The organism is Aurantimonas sp. A3-2-R12, assembly GCF_036016755.1.
In the GTDB taxonomy this organism is placed as follows: Bacteria; Pseudomonadota; Alphaproteobacteria; order Rhizobiales; family Rhizobiaceae; genus Aurantimonas; species Aurantimonas coralicida_A.
Genome location: NZ_JAYXIH010000032.1, coordinates 19227 through 35943, shown reverse-complemented (window position 1 = coordinate 35943; position 16717 = coordinate 19227). Strand labels below are relative to the sequence as shown.

17 protein-coding genes are annotated in these 16717 nt (G+C 66.1%); 10 read left to right on the top strand and 7 right to left on the bottom strand.

Going from position 1 to position 16717, the window contains the following annotated elements:
* Window positions 1–65 precede the first annotated feature (65 nt).
* The 5 genes from VSX60_RS15940 to VSX60_RS15920 are packed head-to-tail and all read left to right on the top strand — an operon-like array spanning window position 66 to window position 5259.
* A complete protein-coding gene (locus tag VSX60_RS15940) occupies window positions 66–1541 on the top strand; it encodes an aldehyde dehydrogenase family protein (protein WP_442873113.1) in 1476 nt (491 codons plus the stop codon).
* A 27-nt stretch (window positions 1542–1568) separates the two neighbouring features.
* Window positions 1569–2318: a glucose 1-dehydrogenase gene (locus tag VSX60_RS15935; RefSeq protein WP_327625245.1), complete on the top strand. Its 750-nt coding sequence runs from the start codon at window positions 1569–1571 to the stop codon at window positions 2316–2318.
* Between the two features lie 10 nt (window positions 2319–2328).
* Window positions 2329–2934, top strand: coding sequence for a glutathione S-transferase family protein (locus VSX60_RS15930; RefSeq protein ID WP_327625244.1), 606 nt, complete (start codon window positions 2329–2331; stop codon window positions 2932–2934).
* A 5-nt stretch (window positions 2935–2939) separates the two neighbouring features.
* A complete protein-coding gene (locus VSX60_RS15925) occupies window positions 2940–4130 on the top strand; it encodes an acetyl-CoA C-acyltransferase (RefSeq protein WP_327625258.1) in 1191 nt (396 codons plus the stop codon).
* A 55-nt stretch (window positions 4131–4185) separates the two neighbouring features.
* A complete protein-coding gene (locus VSX60_RS15920; RefSeq protein ID WP_327625243.1) occupies window positions 4186–5259 on the top strand; it encodes a tartrate dehydrogenase in 1074 nt (357 codons plus the stop codon).
* 123 nt (window positions 5260–5382) lie between these two features.
* Here VSX60_RS15920 and VSX60_RS15915 read toward each other — a convergent pair whose 3' ends face one another.
* Window positions 5383–6354 carry a hypothetical protein gene (locus VSX60_RS15915; protein WP_327625242.1) on the bottom strand — a complete coding sequence of 324 codons (972 nt, stop codon included), beginning with the start codon at window positions 6352–6354 and terminating at the stop codon, window positions 5383–5385.
* A gap of 214 nt (window positions 6355–6568) precedes the next feature.
* Here VSX60_RS15915 and VSX60_RS15910 point away from each other — a divergent pair, with 214 nt between their 5' ends.
* Genes VSX60_RS15910 through VSX60_RS15900 form a run of 3 tightly spaced genes read left to right on the top strand, consistent with a single transcriptional unit; the run spans window position 6569 to window position 9062 of the window.
* Entirely contained in the window at window positions 6569–7297 is a 729-nt protein-coding gene (locus VSX60_RS15910) for a response regulator transcription factor (RefSeq protein WP_327625241.1), read from the top strand.
* Window positions 7294–8559, top strand: coding sequence for an ATP-binding protein (locus VSX60_RS15905; protein WP_327625240.1), 1266 nt, complete (start codon window positions 7294–7296; stop codon window positions 8557–8559). The genes VSX60_RS15910 and VSX60_RS15905 overlap by 4 nt, the downstream gene beginning before the upstream one ends.
* A gap of 23 nt (window positions 8560–8582) precedes the next feature.
* Complete coding sequence (locus tag VSX60_RS15900) at window positions 8583–9062, top strand: RcnB family protein (RefSeq protein ID WP_442873112.1); 480 nt, start codon at window positions 8583–8585, stop codon at window positions 9060–9062.
* A gap of 55 nt (window positions 9063–9117) precedes the next feature.
* Here VSX60_RS15900 and VSX60_RS15890 read toward each other — a convergent pair whose 3' ends face one another.
* Window positions 9118–9912 (bottom strand): polyphosphate kinase 2 family protein, encoded by a 795-nt coding sequence (locus VSX60_RS15890; RefSeq protein WP_327625239.1) that lies wholly within the window; start codon window positions 9910–9912, stop codon window positions 9118–9120.
* 140 nt (window positions 9913–10052) lie between these two features.
* Here VSX60_RS15890 and VSX60_RS15885 point away from each other — a divergent pair, with 140 nt between their 5' ends.
* Window positions 10053–11213: a YbfB/YjiJ family MFS transporter gene (locus VSX60_RS15885; protein ID WP_327625238.1), complete on the top strand. Its 1161-nt coding sequence runs from the start codon at window positions 10053–10055 to the stop codon at window positions 11211–11213.
* A 13-nt stretch (window positions 11214–11226) separates the two neighbouring features.
* On the opposite strand, the gene VSX60_RS15880 is transcribed toward VSX60_RS15885, so the two are convergent.
* Together VSX60_RS15880 and VSX60_RS15875 are read right to left on the bottom strand one after the other, a co-directional pair.
* A complete protein-coding gene (locus VSX60_RS15880) occupies window positions 11227–11718 on the bottom strand; it encodes a DUF302 domain-containing protein (RefSeq protein WP_327625237.1) in 492 nt (163 codons plus the stop codon).
* 32 nt (window positions 11719–11750) lie between these two features.
* Window positions 11751–12773 carry an alpha/beta hydrolase gene (locus VSX60_RS15875; protein ID WP_327625236.1) on the bottom strand — a complete coding sequence of 341 codons (1023 nt, stop codon included), beginning with the start codon at window positions 12771–12773 and terminating at the stop codon, window positions 11751–11753.
* Window positions 12774–12937: 164 nt separating this feature from the next.
* Here VSX60_RS15875 and VSX60_RS15870 point away from each other — a divergent pair, with 164 nt between their 5' ends.
* The gene (locus VSX60_RS15870; RefSeq protein ID WP_327625235.1) at window positions 12938–13390 is read left to right on the top strand and encodes a DsrE family protein; all 453 of its coding nucleotides are present in this window, start codon (window positions 12938–12940) and stop codon (window positions 13388–13390) included.
* A gap of 62 nt (window positions 13391–13452) precedes the next feature.
* On the opposite strand, the gene VSX60_RS15865 is transcribed toward VSX60_RS15870, so the two are convergent.
* The 3 genes from VSX60_RS15865 to VSX60_RS15855 all read right to left on the bottom strand — a co-directional run bounded on the left by VSX60_RS15865 (window position 13453) and on the right by VSX60_RS15855 (window position 16462).
* Entirely contained in the window at window positions 13453–14844 is a 1392-nt protein-coding gene (locus VSX60_RS15865; RefSeq protein ID WP_327625234.1) for an alpha,alpha-trehalose-phosphate synthase (UDP-forming), read from the bottom strand.
* An 80-nt stretch (window positions 14845–14924) separates the two neighbouring features.
* The gene (gene otsB, locus VSX60_RS15860) at window positions 14925–15650 is read right to left on the bottom strand and encodes a trehalose-phosphatase (protein WP_327625233.1); all 726 of its coding nucleotides are present in this window, start codon (window positions 15648–15650) and stop codon (window positions 14925–14927) included.
* Between the two features lie 47 nt (window positions 15651–15697).
* On the bottom strand, window positions 15698–16462 hold the full coding sequence (locus VSX60_RS15855) for an N-acetylmuramidase domain-containing protein (protein ID WP_327625232.1): 765 nt from the start codon (window positions 16460–16462) through the stop codon (window positions 15698–15700).
* Between the last annotated feature and the right edge of the window lie 255 nt (window positions 16463–16717).

Sequence of the window (16717 nt, the reverse complement as noted above, 5' to 3'; positions counted from 1 at the left end):
ATCGGTGCGGAGGCGCCTACGCGACGGTGTCTTAGCGCGCCGGCACGGAAAACAGGGAGGAAGCGGTGAACCAGCAGTTCAAGTTCGACAACGCGGCGAGCGGTTCGACGATCCAGATCGCCGGCCGGTGGGCCGCTGCGGATTCGGGCGAAACCATCGATGTGATCGCCCCATCGACCGGCGAAGTCGTGGCGAAGATCGCCGCTGGCGGCGAGGCCGAGATCGACCGCGCCGTCGCCGCCGCGCGCGAGGCTTTCGAGCGCGGCGCCTGGGGCCGGCTCTCGGCGGTCGAGCGCGGCCGGCTGCTGATGAAGTTCTCCCTGCTCATCGCTGAAAACGCCGAGGAACTGGCGCAGCTGGAAGCGCTCGACTGCGGCAAGCCGATGAAGCAGGCGCGGGCCGACATCACCGCCTGCGCCCGTTATTTCGAGTTCTACGCCGGCGCCGCCGACAAGGTGCATGGCGAGACGCTGCCCTTCATGAACGGCTATACCGTCATGACCCTGCGCGAGGCGAAGGGCGTCACCGGCCATATCATCGCCTGGAATTACCCGGCGCAGATGTATGGCCGGACTATCGGCGCGTCGCTCGCGATGGGCAACGCGACAGTCATCAAGCCGGCCGAGGAAGCCTGCCTGACGCCGATCCGCCTGACCCAGCTGGCGCTCGAGGCCGGCCTGCCGGAGGGCGCGATCAATCTCGTCACCGGCTATGGCGAAAAGGCTGGCGCGGCGCTGTCCGCCCATCCCGGCATCGACTTCATGTCATTCACCGGCTCGCCCCAGGTCGGCACGCTGATCCAGCAGGCGTGCGCCATCAACAATGTCGGCTGCACCATGGAGCTCGGCGGCAAGTCGCCGCAGATCCTCTTCGACGACGCCGATCTCGACAAGGCGCTGCCGTTCATCTCCGGCGCGATCGTCCAGAATGGCGGCCAGACCTGCTCGGCCGGCAGCCGGCTGCTCATCCACAGACCGATCCTCGACAAGGTACTGGAGCGGGTGACGGCGAAGTTCGAGAGCCTTGTCGCCGCGCCCCATGACGAAGACGCCGATCTCGGCGCCCTGGTCAGCGCCAAGCAGAAGGCGCGCGTCCAGTCCTTCCTCGATCACGCGGCCGAAACCGGCATCAAGACGCTGGCGACCGGCCGGATCTCGCCGAACGCGCCGGCCGGCGGCTTTTATGTCGCGCCGCGCGTTCTCGGGCTGGTTCCGCCCGAGCATCGCCTGGCCCGCGAGGAGGTGTTCGGCCCTGTGCTTGCCGTCTCCACCTTCGAGGACGAGGCGGATGCCGTCCGCATCGCAAACGGCACCGACTACGGCCTTGTCGCCGGAATCTGGACGAATGCCGGCGACCGGCAGATGCGCATGGCCCGAAAGGTCCGCGCCGGCCAGGTCTACGTCAACGGCTATGGGGCCGGCGGCGGCATCGAACTTCCCTTCGGCGGAGTGAAGAAATCCGGCCACGGCCGCGAGAAGGGTTTCGAGGCCCTCTACGAGTTTTCGGAATTGAAGACGGTCGTGTTCAACCACGGCGAATAGATAGACGATCGATCGGGAGGATCATTCATGCGTCTGGCCAACAAGCGCGCCCTCGTCACGGGTGGCGGCTCCGGTTTCGGCGAAGGCATCGCCAGGGCCTTTGCGAAGGAGGGCGCGAAGGTCGCCGTGCTCGACATCAACGAGGCAGGCGCCCGGCGGGTGGCCGGCGAACTCGGCGACGGGCATGTGGCGATTCCCTGCGACCTCACCGACGGACAAGCGGTCGAAGCGGCGTGGAAGACGGCCACCGACGCGCTGGGCGGCATCGACATCGTCGTCAACAATGCCGGCTGGACCCACCGCAACAAGCCGATCCTCGAGGTCACCGAGGAGGAGTTCGACAAGGTCTATGCGGTCAATGTGAAGGCGATCTTCCACATGACCCGGACCTGCGTCCCCGCCATGCGCGACGCGGGCGGCGGCGTCATTATCAACATTGGCTCGACCGCCGGCTTGCGTCCGCGTCCGGGTCTCACCTGGTACAATTCGTCAAAGGGCGCGGTGAACACGCTGACCAAGTCGCTCGCCGTCGAACTGGCGCCGATGAAGATCCGCGTCTGCGGCATTGCCCCGGTGATTGGCGAGACCGGACTTCTGTCCGAATTCATGGGCGTTCCCGATACGCCGGAGAACCGCGCCAAATTTATCGCCACCATCCCGCTCGGCCGGATGAGCCGGCCCGAGGACATCGCCAACGCCACTGTCTTCCTTTCCTCCGACGAAGCCGCGATGATCACCGGCGCCGTCCTCGAGGTCGATGGCGGCCGCTGCATCTGAGGTTCCGGCCATGAAGCTTTTAAAGAACGCCACCTCGCCCTTCGCCCGCATCGCCCATGCGGCGCTGATCGAGGCGAAAATCGCGGATCTGGAGATCCAGACCGTCGATCCCTGGGCGGACGAGGCCGATCTGCTGGCCGCCAACAGCGCCGGGCGGGTTCCCTGCCTCGTTCTCGACGATGGCACGACGATCACCGAGTGCCTGCTCATCGCGACCGTCGCCGAGCGACAGGGCAAGGGCGCCCTCTCGGCCAGTGATCCGAAGAGCCTTGCGATCACCGGCACCGGTATCGGCGTCTGCGACGCCGCCGTGCAGATCCTCATCGGACGCCGGATCGTCAGCGGCGATTTCGCCGACCACGCCTTCGACGCCAATCCGATCGCCGCCAGGCGCAGGCGCTCCGTCGCCGACGGCCTGAAGCGCCTCGATGCGATGGTCCTCGACACGCCCGGCGAGCGTCTGGATCTCGGCACCATCGCCGCCATCACCGCGCTCGACTATGTTGAGCTACGCTTTCCCGGCGCCGAGTGGATTTCGGCAACGCCGCGATTGTCTGCTCTGCGCGAGCTGGCATCCGATCGGCCGGCGCTGGCCGCGACCCGCCCGCCGCTTTAAGGAGCATTGCCATGCAGGACCCGATCGTCATCCTTGGCGGCGCCCGCACGCCGCTTGGCGGCTTTCAGGGCGAACTGGCCGGCCTTGCGGCCACCGAGCTGGGCGCCAGGGCGATCGCCGCCGCGATGCAGCGCACTGGCGCCGCGACCGACGCCGTTACCGAGGTGACGATGGGCTGCGTGCTGCCCGCCGGGCTCGGCCAGGCGCCGGCCCGTCAGGCGGCGATCGGCGGCGGCCTGCCGAAATCCGTCCCCTGCGCCACCGTCAACAAGATGTGCGGTTCGGGCATGATGGCGGTGATGATGGCCCATGACAGCCTCTGCGCGCGGCCGGAGGGCCTGCGCGTCGCCGGCGGCATGGAGTCGATGTCGAACGCGCCGTATCTGCTACCCAAGGCGCGCGCCGGCCTGCGGCTCGGCCATGGCCAGGTGATCGACCACATGTTCCTCGACGGCCTGGAGGACGCCTACGACAAGGGCCGGCTGATGGGCAGTTTCGCAGAGGACGCGGCCGAAGCCTACCAGTTCACCCGTACCGAACAGGACGACTACGCCGTCGCCTCGCTGACCCGCGCCCTTGATGCTCAAGGGAGTGACGCGCTCGGCGCCGAGATCGTTCCCGTCGAGGTCGCGACCCGCAAGGGCTCGATCACCGTCAGCCGCGACGAACAGCCCGGTAAGGCAGATGCCGCCAAGATCCCGACCCTGAAGCCCGCCTTCCGGGCCGGCGGCACGGTGACCGCCGCCAATTCCTCGTCGATCTCCGACGGCGCGGCGGCGCTGGTGCTCGGCCGCGAGAGTGGCGCCGAAAAGCGTGGCCTGACGCCACTCGCGCGGATCGTCGCGACCAGCCAGTTCGCAGGAGAGCCGGCAAAATTCACCTCCGCGCCCGTCGAGGCGATCCGCCGCGTCCTCGACGCCGCCGAATGGCAGCTCACCGATGTCGATCTTTTCGAGATCAACGAGGCCTTCGCCGTCGTGCCGATGATCGCCATGCGCGAACTCGGCATTCCGCTCGACATCATGAACGTCCATGGCGGCGCCTGCGCTCTCGGCCACCCGATCGGCGCGTCCGGTGCGCGCATCATCGTCACGCTCCTCGCCGCCCTTCACGAGCGGGGACAGCGGCGCGGCGTCGCCGCGATCTGCATCGGCGGTGGCGAGGCGACGGCTGTCGCGGTCGAAATGCTGCGATAAGCCCCGCACCGACAACCCGAACCATTCCGACTTACACCTGAAGCAAAGAGGTCCTATGTCATCCAACAGTCTGAAGATCGCCGTCATCGCCGGTGACGGCATCGGCAAGGAAACCATCCCCGAGGGCCTGCGCGTGCTGGAGGCGGCGGCGTCGAAATTCGACCTCGACCTGAAGTTCGACACCTTCGACTTCGCCTCCTGCGACTACTACGCCAAGCACGGCGAGATGATGCCTGAGGATTGGAAGGCGCAGATCGGCGGACACGACGCGATCTTCTTCGGCGCTGTCGGCTGGCCGGACACGGTGCCCGATCACGTCTCGCTCTGGGGCTCGCTCATCAAGTTCCGCCGTGAGTTCGATCAGTATGTGAATCTTCGTCCGGTCAAGCTGATGCCGGGCGTCAAGAGCCCGCTCGCCGGCCGCGAGCCGGGCGACATCGACTTCTTCGTCGTGCGCGAGAACACCGAGGGCGAATATTCCTCGGTCGGCGGCCGCATGTTCGAGGGCACCGACCGCGAATTTGTCGTCCAGGAGACGGTGATGAGCCGCGTCGGCGTCGACCGGATTCTTCGCTACGCCTTCGAGCTCGCCCAGCGCCGCGACAAGAAGCACCTGACCTCGGCGACCAAGTCGAACGGCATCTCGATCACCATGCCCTATTGGGACGAGCGGGTGGAGGAGATGGCGAAATCCTATCCGGATATTCGCTGGGACAAGTACCACATCGACATTTTGACCGCGCATTTCGTGCTCAATCCGGACCGGTTCGACGTCGTCGTCGCCTCCAATCTGTTCGGCGACATCTTGTCCGATCTCGGGCCAGCCTGCACCGGCACGATCGGCATCGCGCCGTCGGGCAACATCAATCCGGAGCGGAATTTCCCCTCGCTGTTCGAGCCGGTGCATGGCTCGGCACCCGACATTTTCGGCAAGGGCATCGCCAATCCGGTCGGCCAGATCTGGGCCGGGGCGATGATGCTCGACCATCTCGGCCACGCCGAGGCCGCTGCGGCGATCGTCGGCGCCATCGAGACGGTACTGGCGGAGAAAAAGCTGCGGACCGGCGACCTCGGCGGGCCGCTCGGAACCGCGGATTGCGGCAAGGCGATCGCCGACGCGCTGGGCTGACGCCAACGCGGCGGAACGCCAAAACCGAAACGGCCGACCTCGTTACGAGACCGGCCGTCTTGGTTGTTGCTTGGCTGAGGGGCAAAGTCGCGGATTGACCACGACCTCGCCCAATACCGAGCGTCAGCCGCGGCCGGGACGCTGATCACCGCGGCCGCCACGCGAGTCGTCGGACCCACGGGAGCCATGGTGACCCTGGCCGTCGCCACGCCCGTGATCGCCGCCCATGTTGCCGCGTCCACCGCCATGGCCGCGCATCTGCATGCCGCGTTTGGCATGGGCATCGCGCATCATCGAGCGAACGATGCTCTGCGCACCAGTGATCTGCTCGGGCGTCAGAACCGCTTCGACTTCAGCCAACGCGCTCTTCAGCGCTTCGGCCTTGCCGGCCTGGGCAATCGCCCGGTCCGCCATGCGGTCGAGCATGCGGAAGCCACGGAACTGCGGCTTGGCCTGGTCGCCGGTATCGGTCTCGCTATCCGACTGCATCGCCTCGTCCGAGGCCGTCGTGTCGTCGGTCTCCTCGTCGGCCATCGCGGTTGTGTCGGTATCATCCGCCATCGCGGTGTCATCATCGGAGGTGTCGGCGCCGGCATTGGGCATCATCATGCCGCGTCCCTGCCCCATGCCCATGCCCATGCCCATGCGCGGCGGCTGTGAGGCATCGGCAAAGGCGACCACGGCGGCGGTGAACTTGCGCCATGCCTCCATCTGGTCCGGCCGAACGCCGATACCGGTCTCGATCGTCGACAGCGCGTCGGCGACGTGCGCCGGCGTAAACATGCGCGCCATCATGCCGGCGTGACGTCCGCCGCTACCCATGCGGCCCATCCCGCCCATGCCACGCATACCGCCGTGGCCTTTGAATTCCTTGCCGCCGCGCTCTCCGCGCTGCCCGGACATGCCTTTGCCGTCGCCGCGTCGCATCATTGAACCGTCGCGAGAGTCCGAAGCGGTCGCGGCGGAAGGCTGCATGGGGGACGTGGTCTGCTGGGCGAAGGCGGTGCCGGCAGCGGTGCTGGCCATGAGCGCCGCGGCGGCGATGGCGACGAACCTTTTGGGACGAGCCGTGTTGCGATTGTAAATCTGGGTCATGTCGATGTCCTCTGGTTGGATGACGTCTGGACCCTCAACCTAGGTGCCACTTGTTGCGGTGATGCGGCGGAATGTTACGAAACATGGCCCGGACACGGAGAGTTGTTACGAAACGTGTCACAGGGTCCAAGGGCAACGTCCCGTTACAAAATTCGCCTCGCGCGCCGGGCCGGGAGCAGACAGACAATAGGGTGCGCAGAAGGACGAACGCCGCATGAGCCTGCCCCACATTCTCGTCGTCGACGACGACCCGGAAATCTTACGACTGCTCGGAAAGTATCTCGAGAGCCAGGGGTTTCGTTGCTCGCTCGCCGCCAGCCGGCGCGCCTGCGAACAGAAGGTGGCCGATTCGCGCATCGACCTCGTCGTGCTCGACGTCATGCTGCCGGACGGCTCCGGCCTCGACATCTGCCGCGACCTGAAGGAGCGCCGGCCGGACATCGCGATCATCCTCTTGACCGCCCTGAAGGAAGATGTCGACAGGATCATCGGCCTGGAACTGGGCGCCGACGATTATCTCGGCAAACCGTTCAATCCGCGCGAACTCGCCGCCCGCATCCGGGCGGTGCTCAGGCGCGGTGGGGAGAATCCACCGGAGCCTCCGTCGGGGCATGCCCTTTATGCGTTCGAGGGCTTTACCGTCGATCCGGAGCGCCGGCACGTCGGCGCGCCCGACGGTGAGGAGATCGAACTGACCGGCGCTGAGTTCGACCTCCTGATGATCTTCCTCGAACGACCCGGCCGGGTCCTGTCCCGCGACATATTGATGGACCTGCTGCACGGCCGCTCCGCCGATCCGTTCGACCGCTCCGTCGATGTGACGATGAGCCGGTTACGGCGCAAGTTCAACGACAACGGCGTCTTCCGGCTGTTCAAGACCGTGCGCAATGGCGGCTATCAGTTCGCGGCGCGGGTCGAACGATGCGCGGGTGACGCGCCATGAGATCGCTGCGCTCGCGGCTGGCCTTGCTTCTTGTCCTGGCCATCGTCGGCGTCGTGGTCCTCGCGGCGCTGGTCTCGGTGCAGGTTCTGGAGCGTCCCGACCGCGACAGCTTCCGCGACGCCTTCGCCAACGAGGTTCGCATCGTCGCCACGGTTCTCGCGGCCGATCCGGGCGCGGCCGACCGCCTCGGCATCGTCGTCGGCGACGAACCGGTTCCCGGCGACGGCGTGATGGTGCACGAAGCGCGCGGCATTGCCGAAAGCTTGGCCGGCGAGGGCCTCGCCATACCGGTTCGCATGGTCGGCGACATGCGAACGCATACGCCGCAGCTCGTCTTCGAATTCGCGCCGGGACGCTGGGCCTATCTGCCCCATCCCGGCATGCGAACCCGCAATTGGCCTGCTTTCGTGTCCTACATGGCGTTGGTCATCCTTGGCGCGGCGGCGGTTTCGCTGTTTGCCGCGACCAAAATGACACGCCCGCTTCGCATCCTCGATCAGGCAGTTTCGACGATCGGCCCGGACGGCCTTCCCGCCCATGTCCCGGAAGACGGTCCGGCCGAGGTCCGCGCCACCGCCGCGGCGCTCAACCGGCTGACCAGCCGCGTGCGCGAGGCGATCGAAAGCCGCATGCGCCTCGTCGCCGCCGCCGGCCATGATCTCAGGACCCCGATGACGCGCATGCGCCTGCGCGCCGAGTTCCTGCCCGACGAGGATCGTGCGGTCTGGCTGAAAGATCTGGCCGAACTCGACCGCATCGCCGACAGCGCCATCCGCCTGGTGCGCGAAGAGGTCGACACCACGCCCGACGGGCCGGTTCGGCTCGATCGCTTGCTGAATGAAATCACGGCGGAACTGCGAGAGATCGGCCGTCCGGTGAAGGAGATGCCGGCTGGCGCACCGCCCCTTGTCGTGGTCGCCCGGCCGCTCGCGCTGAAACGGGCGCTGCGCAACCTCGTCGACAATGCCGCCATCCACGGCGAGGGCGCGCGGGTCGCGCTGCATCGCAAGGGGAGCGAGGCGGTGATCAGCATCACCGACGACGGACCCGGCATACCGGACGAGATGATTGACCGCGCCTTCGAGCCGTTCTTCCGGGTCGATCCCGGTCGACGCAAGTTCAAGCCGGGGGCCGGGCTCGGCATGGCCATCGCCAAGGAGATCGTCGAGCAGGCCGGCGGTTCGATCGGAGTCGCCAACCGCGAGACAGGCGGTCTCGAACAGACCGTCCGCTTGCCGTTGGCTCCGTTACAAATGACATAGTTTGAAACTGGATCGAGAGACTTATGGCGTGGTTACTCCCGCGACGAAAGCAAAGGAGAATCGTCATGATGAAATCGCTCGCAATCGCTCTCGGCCTCGCCGTCGCGGTCCCGGCCACGACGGCCGTGCCGGCCTTCGCGCACGACGCCAAAACGACCTACAGAGCAGCCGCGCCGAGCAGGACCCTGCGCCAGGCCAGCAAGGATACTCGCCATGCCGCGGACTGGCGTCGACGCGGCGCCCATTTGCCGGCCGCCGCAAGGGGGCCGGTTGTTTCCAACTGGCAACGCCACGGACTGCGTCGTCCGCCCTCGGGCCACCGCTGGGTCAAGGTCGACAACGACTACATACTTTTTGCGACCGCCANACTGGCAACGCCACGGACTGCGTCGTCCGCCCTCGGGCCACCGCTGGGTCAAGGTCGACAACGACTACATACTTTTTGCGACCGCCACCGGCATTATCGCCAGCATCGTCGCGGCAAGCAGATAGCCCGCTTTTAACCCGGCGTGTCTGTTCAAAGCTTTCGGTCGGCCACCATCGTGGCCGACCGTGCCCCTAATCTGTCGTTTCCCGCTCGAAGCGCCGTTCGAGTTCGGAATCAAGTGGCCGTGGCGACAGGTCGACCCCATTCGCGAGCCGGTCGGCGATCCCGGTGAGGGCCGTCACCCGAGCGTATTTCTTGTGGTTGGCGGAAATGACCTGCCATGGCGCCGCCGTAGTGTCAGTGCGCTCCAGCATGTCATTGACGGCCTCTTCGTACTGATCCCATTTGTCGCGGTTACGAAAATCCTCGAAAGACAGCTTCCAGCGCTTCAACGGATCGCGCAGCCGCTTTTCGAACCGCTCGAGCTGCTCGTCCCTGTCGATATAGAGGAACACCTTGGCGATCCTGGTTCCGGCATCGGTCAGCATCGCCTCGAACTGATTGATCTCCTCATAGGCACGGCGCCATTCGGCCTCCTCGGCGAATCCCTCGACACGTTCGACCAATACCCGCCCGTACCAGGAGCGGTCGAAGACCGCGATCTCGCCCTTTGCCGGCAGCCGCTCCCAGAACCGCGCCAGATAGTGCCGGGCCAGCTCCTCGGCGGACGGAGCGCCGATCGGCCAGACCCGGAAGCCGCGCGGGTCCATCACGCTGGCCATCCGCCGGATTGCGCCGCCCTTACCCGCCGCGTCCCAGCCCTCGAAGACAATCACGGCCTCGTCCTTCGTATGCAGATAGGCCTGCTGGATCTGGCGGAAGCGAGTCTGCACCGCTTCCAGCCGCGGCTCGTACTCATCCTTCGGGATTTTCGCGTCCATATCCAGGTCGGACAGCCGCTTGGCGTGGGATTTACGGTTGGCCATGGATGGGTCTCCTCACCTGATCTCGCCCACCACATAGGGCGCGGGCGCGACTTCGCGACAACGGCATTTCGAAGCGGGGATTCATGCTTTAAAGAACCATTGGCGGCGCGAACGGCTCGTCGACGGAACCGGTTCTCGCCATGCACCCGACCAATCGACTTCTTCTCGGCGGTTTCCTGACGCTGGCGATCGTCATGGGCGTCGGCCGGTTCTACTACACGCCGCTCCTGCCGCTCATGCAGCGCGACTACGGCTTCGGCGTCGATGTGGCGGGCCTTATCGCGGCGGCCAACTTCGCCGGCTACCTGGCCGGCTCGATTCTTGCCAGTTTCGTCCCGCGCGGCGCGCCGCGTCTCGCCGCCTTCCGCATCGGCGTCATCGCCAGCATCCTGACCACCCTCGCCATGGGGCTCACCGACCAGCTCGGCGTCTGGCTTGCGCTGCGCACCATTTCCGGGCTCGCCAGCGCCTTTGCGATGATCTCGGCCGCCGGCATGGTCGCCGAGTCGCTGGCGCGCGTCGGCTCGGAGGCACGGCTAGGCTGGGTCTTCGGCGGCGTCGGAATCGGAATCGCCGCCTCGGGCCTGCTCGTGCTTTTTGCGGCGCCAGTGCTCGATTCGGCCGGTCTGTGGATCGCCGGGGGTTTGCTAGCGGCGCTGTTCGCGCCGATCGTCTTCATCGAGGTTCGCGATCGCACGCTGCCGGCGCGGACGGACACGCCGGACCCCAGACGCCGCGTGCCCCGACCACTGCCGTTCTGGCCGCTGCTGATCAATTACAGTTGCGAGGGGCTGGGCTATTCGGTCTTCGCCACCTTCATCGTGGCGATCGTCAAATCCCGGCCCGGACTGGAAGCGATGGGCGACTGGGTCTGGACCATCGTTGGCCTCGCCGGCCTGCCAAGCTGCCTGATCTGGTCGCGGATCGCCGAGCGGATCGGCTTTTCCGCCGCCCTCGCCGCCGCCTACGCTGCCCAGATCGTCGGCGTCCTCCTGCCGGCCATCAGCGGTTCGGGCACGGCGGCGCTGGTCGCCGCCGTCCTGTTCGGCGGCACCTTCATGGCCATCACCGTCTTGACCATGCCGCTCGGGCGGCACGGTCTCGGCGGACGGGGCTTTGCCATCCTCACCGCCGGTTTCGGCCTCGGCCAAATGCTGGGGCCGCTCGCCGCCGGATTCCTCGTCGCCGGCGAGGCGGACTACAACACCGCCCTGATCGGCTCGGCGGCGGTGCTCGCCCTCGGCCTATCGGCACTTTTGGTCGCGATCCGGCTGCGACCGGAAACACCGGCCGCCGCCTGAAATCACCCGGCGATCATTCGGCGCCGGCAGCCTCCTTGGCGATGTCGTCGAGGACCGCGTTGATCTCGCCGAGCGCGGCTTTGGATTCATCCGAGCCACTCTCGTCGAGGCGGCGGAAACCGACCGTCACGGTGCCGGCCGCGTCAGCGCTTTCATAGACGAACAAACCATAGGGGCAGAACGAAAGGTTCATGACGTCCGCTTCCATCGCCTTGCGCGACAGAACGGCGGAGCAGAACTGCATGATGTTGGCGCGGCCGTCCTGGAAGATGGTCTTCTCGGCTCCGACGTCCGCGCCGGTGCGGGCCAGCATGTCGCCGACGAACGCCTCGTAGTCGATGACATAGCCGCGGTTGACGATCGCGTCCGACAAGTCCTGACGGACCTCGTCGAACGGCGCAGTGGTCTCGTAGGAGGTAACAGTCTCGGCCGCGGTGGCTGGCATGGCGGCGAAACCGGCGAACAGAAGCGCGATTGCGCCTCCCTTGATGGCAGTCCGTTTCATAGCAACTCTCCTTCGGTTGAGATCTCGGGTTCTCAGGGCAGCGCCGCGATGTGCTCCGCAACGAGATCGGCGGCGTCCTCGGCGAAGAAGTCGAGGAACAGATGATCGGCCCCCTCGACAGTCTCCAGGCGAATCTTCGCGCCATCGACGATGGGCGCCATCCGCTCCGGCAGATCGGTAACCACCTCGTCTTCGCCGGCGGCGATCACCAGAACCGGCATCGAAACGCCCTGCGTCAGCAGCGTCGGCGTGTCGCGTTCAAGGGTCTCCCCATAATAGGACAGCACCGATTGGGCCGTTGCCTTGGTATCCGAGCAATAGACCAAACCCGGGACATCGAGCATCTGGTCAGGCGTGGCGGTCTTTGCCTTGGCGAGCACATCCACCAGCGTGGCGCCGAAGCGCTGTTCGTAGCTTGCAGCGGCCGCGTCGGCGTCCTCGGTCATCGGCGCCAGTAGAACCGCGGTGGGAATATCGGCGCGTTCGCCTACGCTGGCGAGCCACAGGGCGACCTGTCCGCCGCCGCGACTGTGGCCGAGCGGAACAACCTGCCCGAAACCCTCACTGCCGAGCCAGTCCACCCATGCGCTGATTTCCGTCACCGCGTCCTCGTGCCGGTGGGTCGAGGGCTGATTGCAGTCCCACATGCCTTCCCGTCGATCCCGTCCGAGCGAGAGGGTGACGGCGAGCGACGCGATCTCGCGTTCGGCCAGCGCGCCCTGCAGCGCCTCGATCAGCTCGACGTCCTTGTGCGCAAAGGTGCCGTGGACGAGAAGCACGACCGGTTGGCTCATATCGACATTATCGGGGCGCACCAGGTCGCCGGTCAGCGTCAGATCATTGAGGGAGAGTTCGACAGCCTTGGCTTCCGCCGCGCTCGCGGGCGATACGCCGAGAGCCACCACGGCAAATCCAGCGGCCACGAGACACGATACGAAGGGTCGGACCGGTGCGCCGCCCGTCAAGCCATGCGCGAACGCGGCGGCCCCACGCCAAATCTCGGTGACGACAGATAATAGGCTCGCTGCCCGAACGGCACCCATCGCTTGCTTCATAAGACCTCCCCGTCGCGCCATCGTGAACCCGACATATTCGTATTTGTGAATATCACCGTAGACATCAAGGACCGCTTCGGCAACACTGCCGCCGCAAACGGTGCGCGGATTTGAGAGCCGTGTCCCATCGGATCGCAACGGGAGAAGTATCAATGAAAATTGCAATGACGCGTTTCGCGGCCCTCGCCGCGCTTGCCTTCATGCTCGCGGCGCCGTTCGCCGGCGGCGTGACGGGTGCTCAGGCGGCGGAACCGCACAAGGTCGCGATCCATATCGATGAGAACGACCCCCAACGGATGAACATGGCGCTGAACAACGTCCAGAACATCAAGGCCTATTACGACGAGAAGGGCGAGGACGTGACCATCGAGGTGGTCACCTATGGTCCGGGGCTGAACATGCTGCGCTCCGACACATCCCCCGTCGCCGACCGCATTAAGATGATGTCGATGGAAATCGCCAATCTGTCCTTCGCCGCCTGCGGCAACACCCGCGCCGGAATGGCCAAGAAGGAAGGCAAGGAGATTCCGTTGCTCGACGAGGCCACCGAGGTTCCCTCGGGCGTGGTTCGCCTCATGGAACTTCAGGAAGACGACTATTCCTACATCCGTCCATAGGACGTTCCAACATCGGCGGACAGATGAAAGTCTCCGCCGACACTATTCAACGCCAAGAAGCCTCAGCTTTCCCCAGCGCTCTCAAGGGCGCCGAGGAAAGCGTCGCACCAATGCGACGAGGTTCCGGCGAACACCGCCTCGCGCATTGCCTTCCAGCGGCGATCGCGTTCGTCGAACGGCATCGTCAGGGCTTGCTGCAAGGCCCGCGCGATATCGTCGGTCGAATAGGGATTGACGATCAGGGCATCGGGCAGTTCGGCCCGCGCGCCGGCAAAGCGCGACAGGACCAGCACGCCGGGATCGTCCGGGTCCTGCGCGGCGACGAATTCCTTGGCGACGAGGTTCATGCCATCGCGCAAGGGCGTGACCAGGCAGACGCGAGCGGCGCGATAGATGCCGGCCAGCGCCCGCCGGTTGAAGCCACGGGTCATGATCTGGATCGGCGTCCAATCCAGCGTCGCGAAGCGGCCGTTGATATGACCGGCGAGCTCTTCAAGCTCACTGCGCAATTCAACATAGGCATCGAGTTCCGACCGCGACAGCGGCGCCACTTGCAGGAACTGCACCTTGCCGCGATTCTCCGGGTAGTCCTCCAGCAGCCGCTCGAATCCGCGAAAGCGCTCGACCAGCCCCTTGGAATAATCCATCCGGTCGACGCCGACGATCTGCAACCGATCGCCGACCATCTCGCGGACCATCTCCTCGTGCTCGCTGGCCTCCGGCGAGACGGCGAAGCGCTCGAAGCCCGGTGCGTCGATGCCGATCGGAAAAGTATCCGCCCTCACCACGCGGTCGCCGACCTTGATCCTGTGCCCCTCCAGCTTTTCACCGCCCAGTTCGCGCACGCAGAAGGCGAGGAAGTTGCGGCGGTCGGTGTCGGTCTGGAAGCCGACGACATCGTAGGCGAGCATCGCCCGGACGACATCGTGGCTGGCCGGCAGCGCCGTGAAGATTTCCGGCGGACAGAACGGAATGTGCAGGAAGAAGCCGATCTTGCCCTTGAACCCGCACTGGCGCAGCTCCGAGCCAAGAAAGAAGAAATGATAGTCGTGGACCCAAACGAGATCGTCGTCCGTGACGAGTGGCGCCAGACGGGCCGCGAAGCGCTGGTTCACCGAGCGATAGGCGCGTTCGGACTGTCGGTCGAACTGCGCAAGATCGAGGCGATAGTGCAGCAGCGGCCACAAGGACCGGTTGGCGTAGCCGTAATAAAAGCCTTCGAGTTCCTCCTCGGTCATGTCGATGGTGGTCATCGACACGTCGCCCTGAACTTGGGTCTGCGCGTCCTTGAAGGTGCCCTCGTCCGAGGTTTCGCCGCTCCAGCCGAACCACAGCCCGCCGCGCCGCCGCAACGCGTCTGACAGACCGACGGCGAGCCCCCCGGCCTTGCCCTCGTCATTCAATGGTCCAACCCGGTTCGATACCGCAACCAGTCGCCGCTGCCCCTCAGCCATCGTCTCCCTTCTCCTGTCCCCGGCCGGCATTGCACCGACATTTCTTCGTTTGCGATCCCGCTGCCGGACCAGACCTGTGGTCAGGCCGATGCCGCCAGCCAGCGATGGACCGCCGTGACATCCGTCAGCCGGAATTCCGCGACGCTATGCTTGTCGCCGACCTTGATCGAGACGCCGCCGGCATCGCGCACATGTTCGAGCGCGAATTCATCCGTGGTGTCGTCCCCGACATAGATGGGAACGCGGCCCGCGAACGGCGCATCCTTCATCATCGCGGCGAGCGCCTGGCCCTTGTCCATGCCGGCCGGATGCACCTCGACGATGTTGTCGCCGTTCATCACGGCAAGGTCATGACGGCCTGCCGTCGCCTCGGCCATCGCCTGCTCGGCAACGTCCTGCAGGTCTGGCGCTGTACGATAGTGCAGGACCAGCGCCGTGCCCTTGTCCTCGAGCGTCAGCCGGGGATTGTCCCGCAGCGGCTGTGCGAGCCTCTCGCGCACATCCTCGAGGGTTTCGGGACCCGCCAGACGTTCGACCTCGTCGCCGGGACGGACGCGGCGTTCGAGTCCATGCACCCCCGCTGCCGCAAACCGCATCGGCGCCAGAAACCGGTCGAGATCGGCGATCCGGCGGCCGCTGACCACGGCCAGCGCTCCCGCGAGTTCGGCCTGCAGCACTTCCAACCGGTCGAGCGCCGCCGGCGCGATGGCGACCGCCTGCGGATCATCGACCAACTCGACGAGAGTACCGTCAAAATCGAGGAAAACGGCGTGGCGCTGCGGATCGATCGAAGGGGGCAAGGGCATGGTGCCTTGTTACATAGAGCCACCCGATGGCGAAGCCAAACATTCCCTCAACGGCAATCTCCAAGACCACGCTCTGGAAGCAGCTGAAGGAGCGTCGCCACATCGCTGACTCCATTGATCGCGAGGCCCTGAGCGCGCTGAAACGCTCGCAGCGCGGCCTCGGTGGCGGGACCGAAGATTCCATCGATCGCCAGTCGGTGGCCATGCCTCACGAGCGCCGCCTGCAACCGCCGCACCGCCTCGCCGCGCGCGCCGCGGCGCAGTTCGCCCGGCGTATCGGACGACGGGGAGAGCAGCCGTTGCGCCTCCAGCCACGCCGCCCCGATCTTCTCGTCATAGCGGTTGCGGCGGTAGCCGGGGCCGTTGTAGCGGCGCGCGAAACCAGTCGTATCGCCACCAGCAAGCCGCCGCGCGAGTCCGCCGAGCTTGAGAAAACGCGCCGCGATCTCGAACTGGCCGTCGATCGACGCGCGGGCTATGTCCGCGAGAGCTTCCGCGCTCCGGTAGCCGAGCCGCTTCCAATGCGCGCCCATCACCTGACACAATCCCCAGGAGACGGACTGGGCCGCGGCGGCCGCGTCGATCGCCGCCGCCTTGTCGAACAGCCGCCAGCGCGCCGCCTGCGAGGCCGGGTTGCGGACTCGGCCGGCGCGGGGATCGGCCAGTCCGGCCGCGCGCGCCCGCTGTCGGTCCGCCGGATTTAGCAGCCGGTCGAAATAATGGCCCTCGAAGCGGATCAGCGGTTCGCGCCGCTCGCCCGCCCGCGCAAAGGCGACGGCGCGGGTTTCGACCAAGGCGACGGCGATCAGCACCGTCGCCTCGATGCCGGTCCGGTCTCGGCTTCGATGCGGCGCGCCGCCGCCAACACGTCTCCATTCACCGCCATCGTCCGCTCCCGCGCTCGCTTCGACCGGATCAGTGTCGCAGCAGCGCGGAGCACGGGGAGAAAATTTCCCGAGCTATACGCGAGAAAGCAGGATCGATTTTGCAGGATGATTCACGACAGGTCGGCAATAAGATTGAGGTTACGCGCGATATGATCGAGGCGGGTGCATTCGCGTTGCGAG

Bases quoted from the DNA above. Each gene is read 5' to 3' on its own strand.
- VSX60_RS15935 (WP_327625245.1), top strand. From the start codon at position 1,569: ATGCGTCTGGCCAACAAGCGCGCCCTCGTCACGGGTGGCGGCTCCGGT.
- VSX60_RS15930 (WP_327625244.1), top strand. From the start codon at position 2,329: ATGAAGCTTTTAAAGAACGCCACCTCGCCCTTCGCCCGCATCGCCCAT.
- VSX60_RS15920 (WP_327625243.1), top strand. From the start codon at position 4,186: ATGTCATCCAACAGTCTGAAGATCGCCGTCATCGCCGGTGACGGCATC.
- VSX60_RS15915 (WP_327625242.1), bottom strand. From the start codon at position 6,354: ATGACCCAGATTTACAATCGCAACACGGCTCGTCCCAAAAGGTTCGTC.
- VSX60_RS15910 (WP_327625241.1), top strand. From the start codon at position 6,569: ATGAGCCTGCCCCACATTCTCGTCGTCGACGACGACCCGGAAATCTTA.
- VSX60_RS15905 (WP_327625240.1), top strand. From the start codon at position 7,294: ATGAGATCGCTGCGCTCGCGGCTGGCCTTGCTTCTTGTCCTGGCCATC.
- VSX60_RS15890 (WP_327625239.1), bottom strand. From the start codon at position 9,912: ATGGCCAACCGTAAATCCCACGCCAAGCGGCTGTCCGACCTGGATATG.
- VSX60_RS15885 (WP_327625238.1), top strand. From the start codon at position 10,053: ATGCACCCGACCAATCGACTTCTTCTCGGCGGTTTCCTGACGCTGGCG.
- VSX60_RS15880 (WP_327625237.1), bottom strand. From the start codon at position 11,718: ATGAAACGGACTGCCATCAAGGGAGGCGCAATCGCGCTTCTGTTCGCC.
- VSX60_RS15875 (WP_327625236.1), bottom strand. From the start codon at position 12,773: ATGAAGCAAGCGATGGGTGCCGTTCGGGCAGCGAGCCTATTATCTGTC.
- VSX60_RS15870 (WP_327625235.1), top strand. From the start codon at position 12,938: ATGACGCGTTTCGCGGCCCTCGCCGCGCTTGCCTTCATGCTCGCGGCG.
- VSX60_RS15865 (WP_327625234.1), bottom strand. From the start codon at position 14,844: ATGGCTGAGGGGCAGCGGCGACTGGTTGCGGTATCGAACCGGGTTGGA.
- otsB (WP_327625233.1), bottom strand. From the start codon at position 15,650: ATGCCCTTGCCCCCTTCGATCGATCCGCAGCGCCACGCCGTTTTCCTC.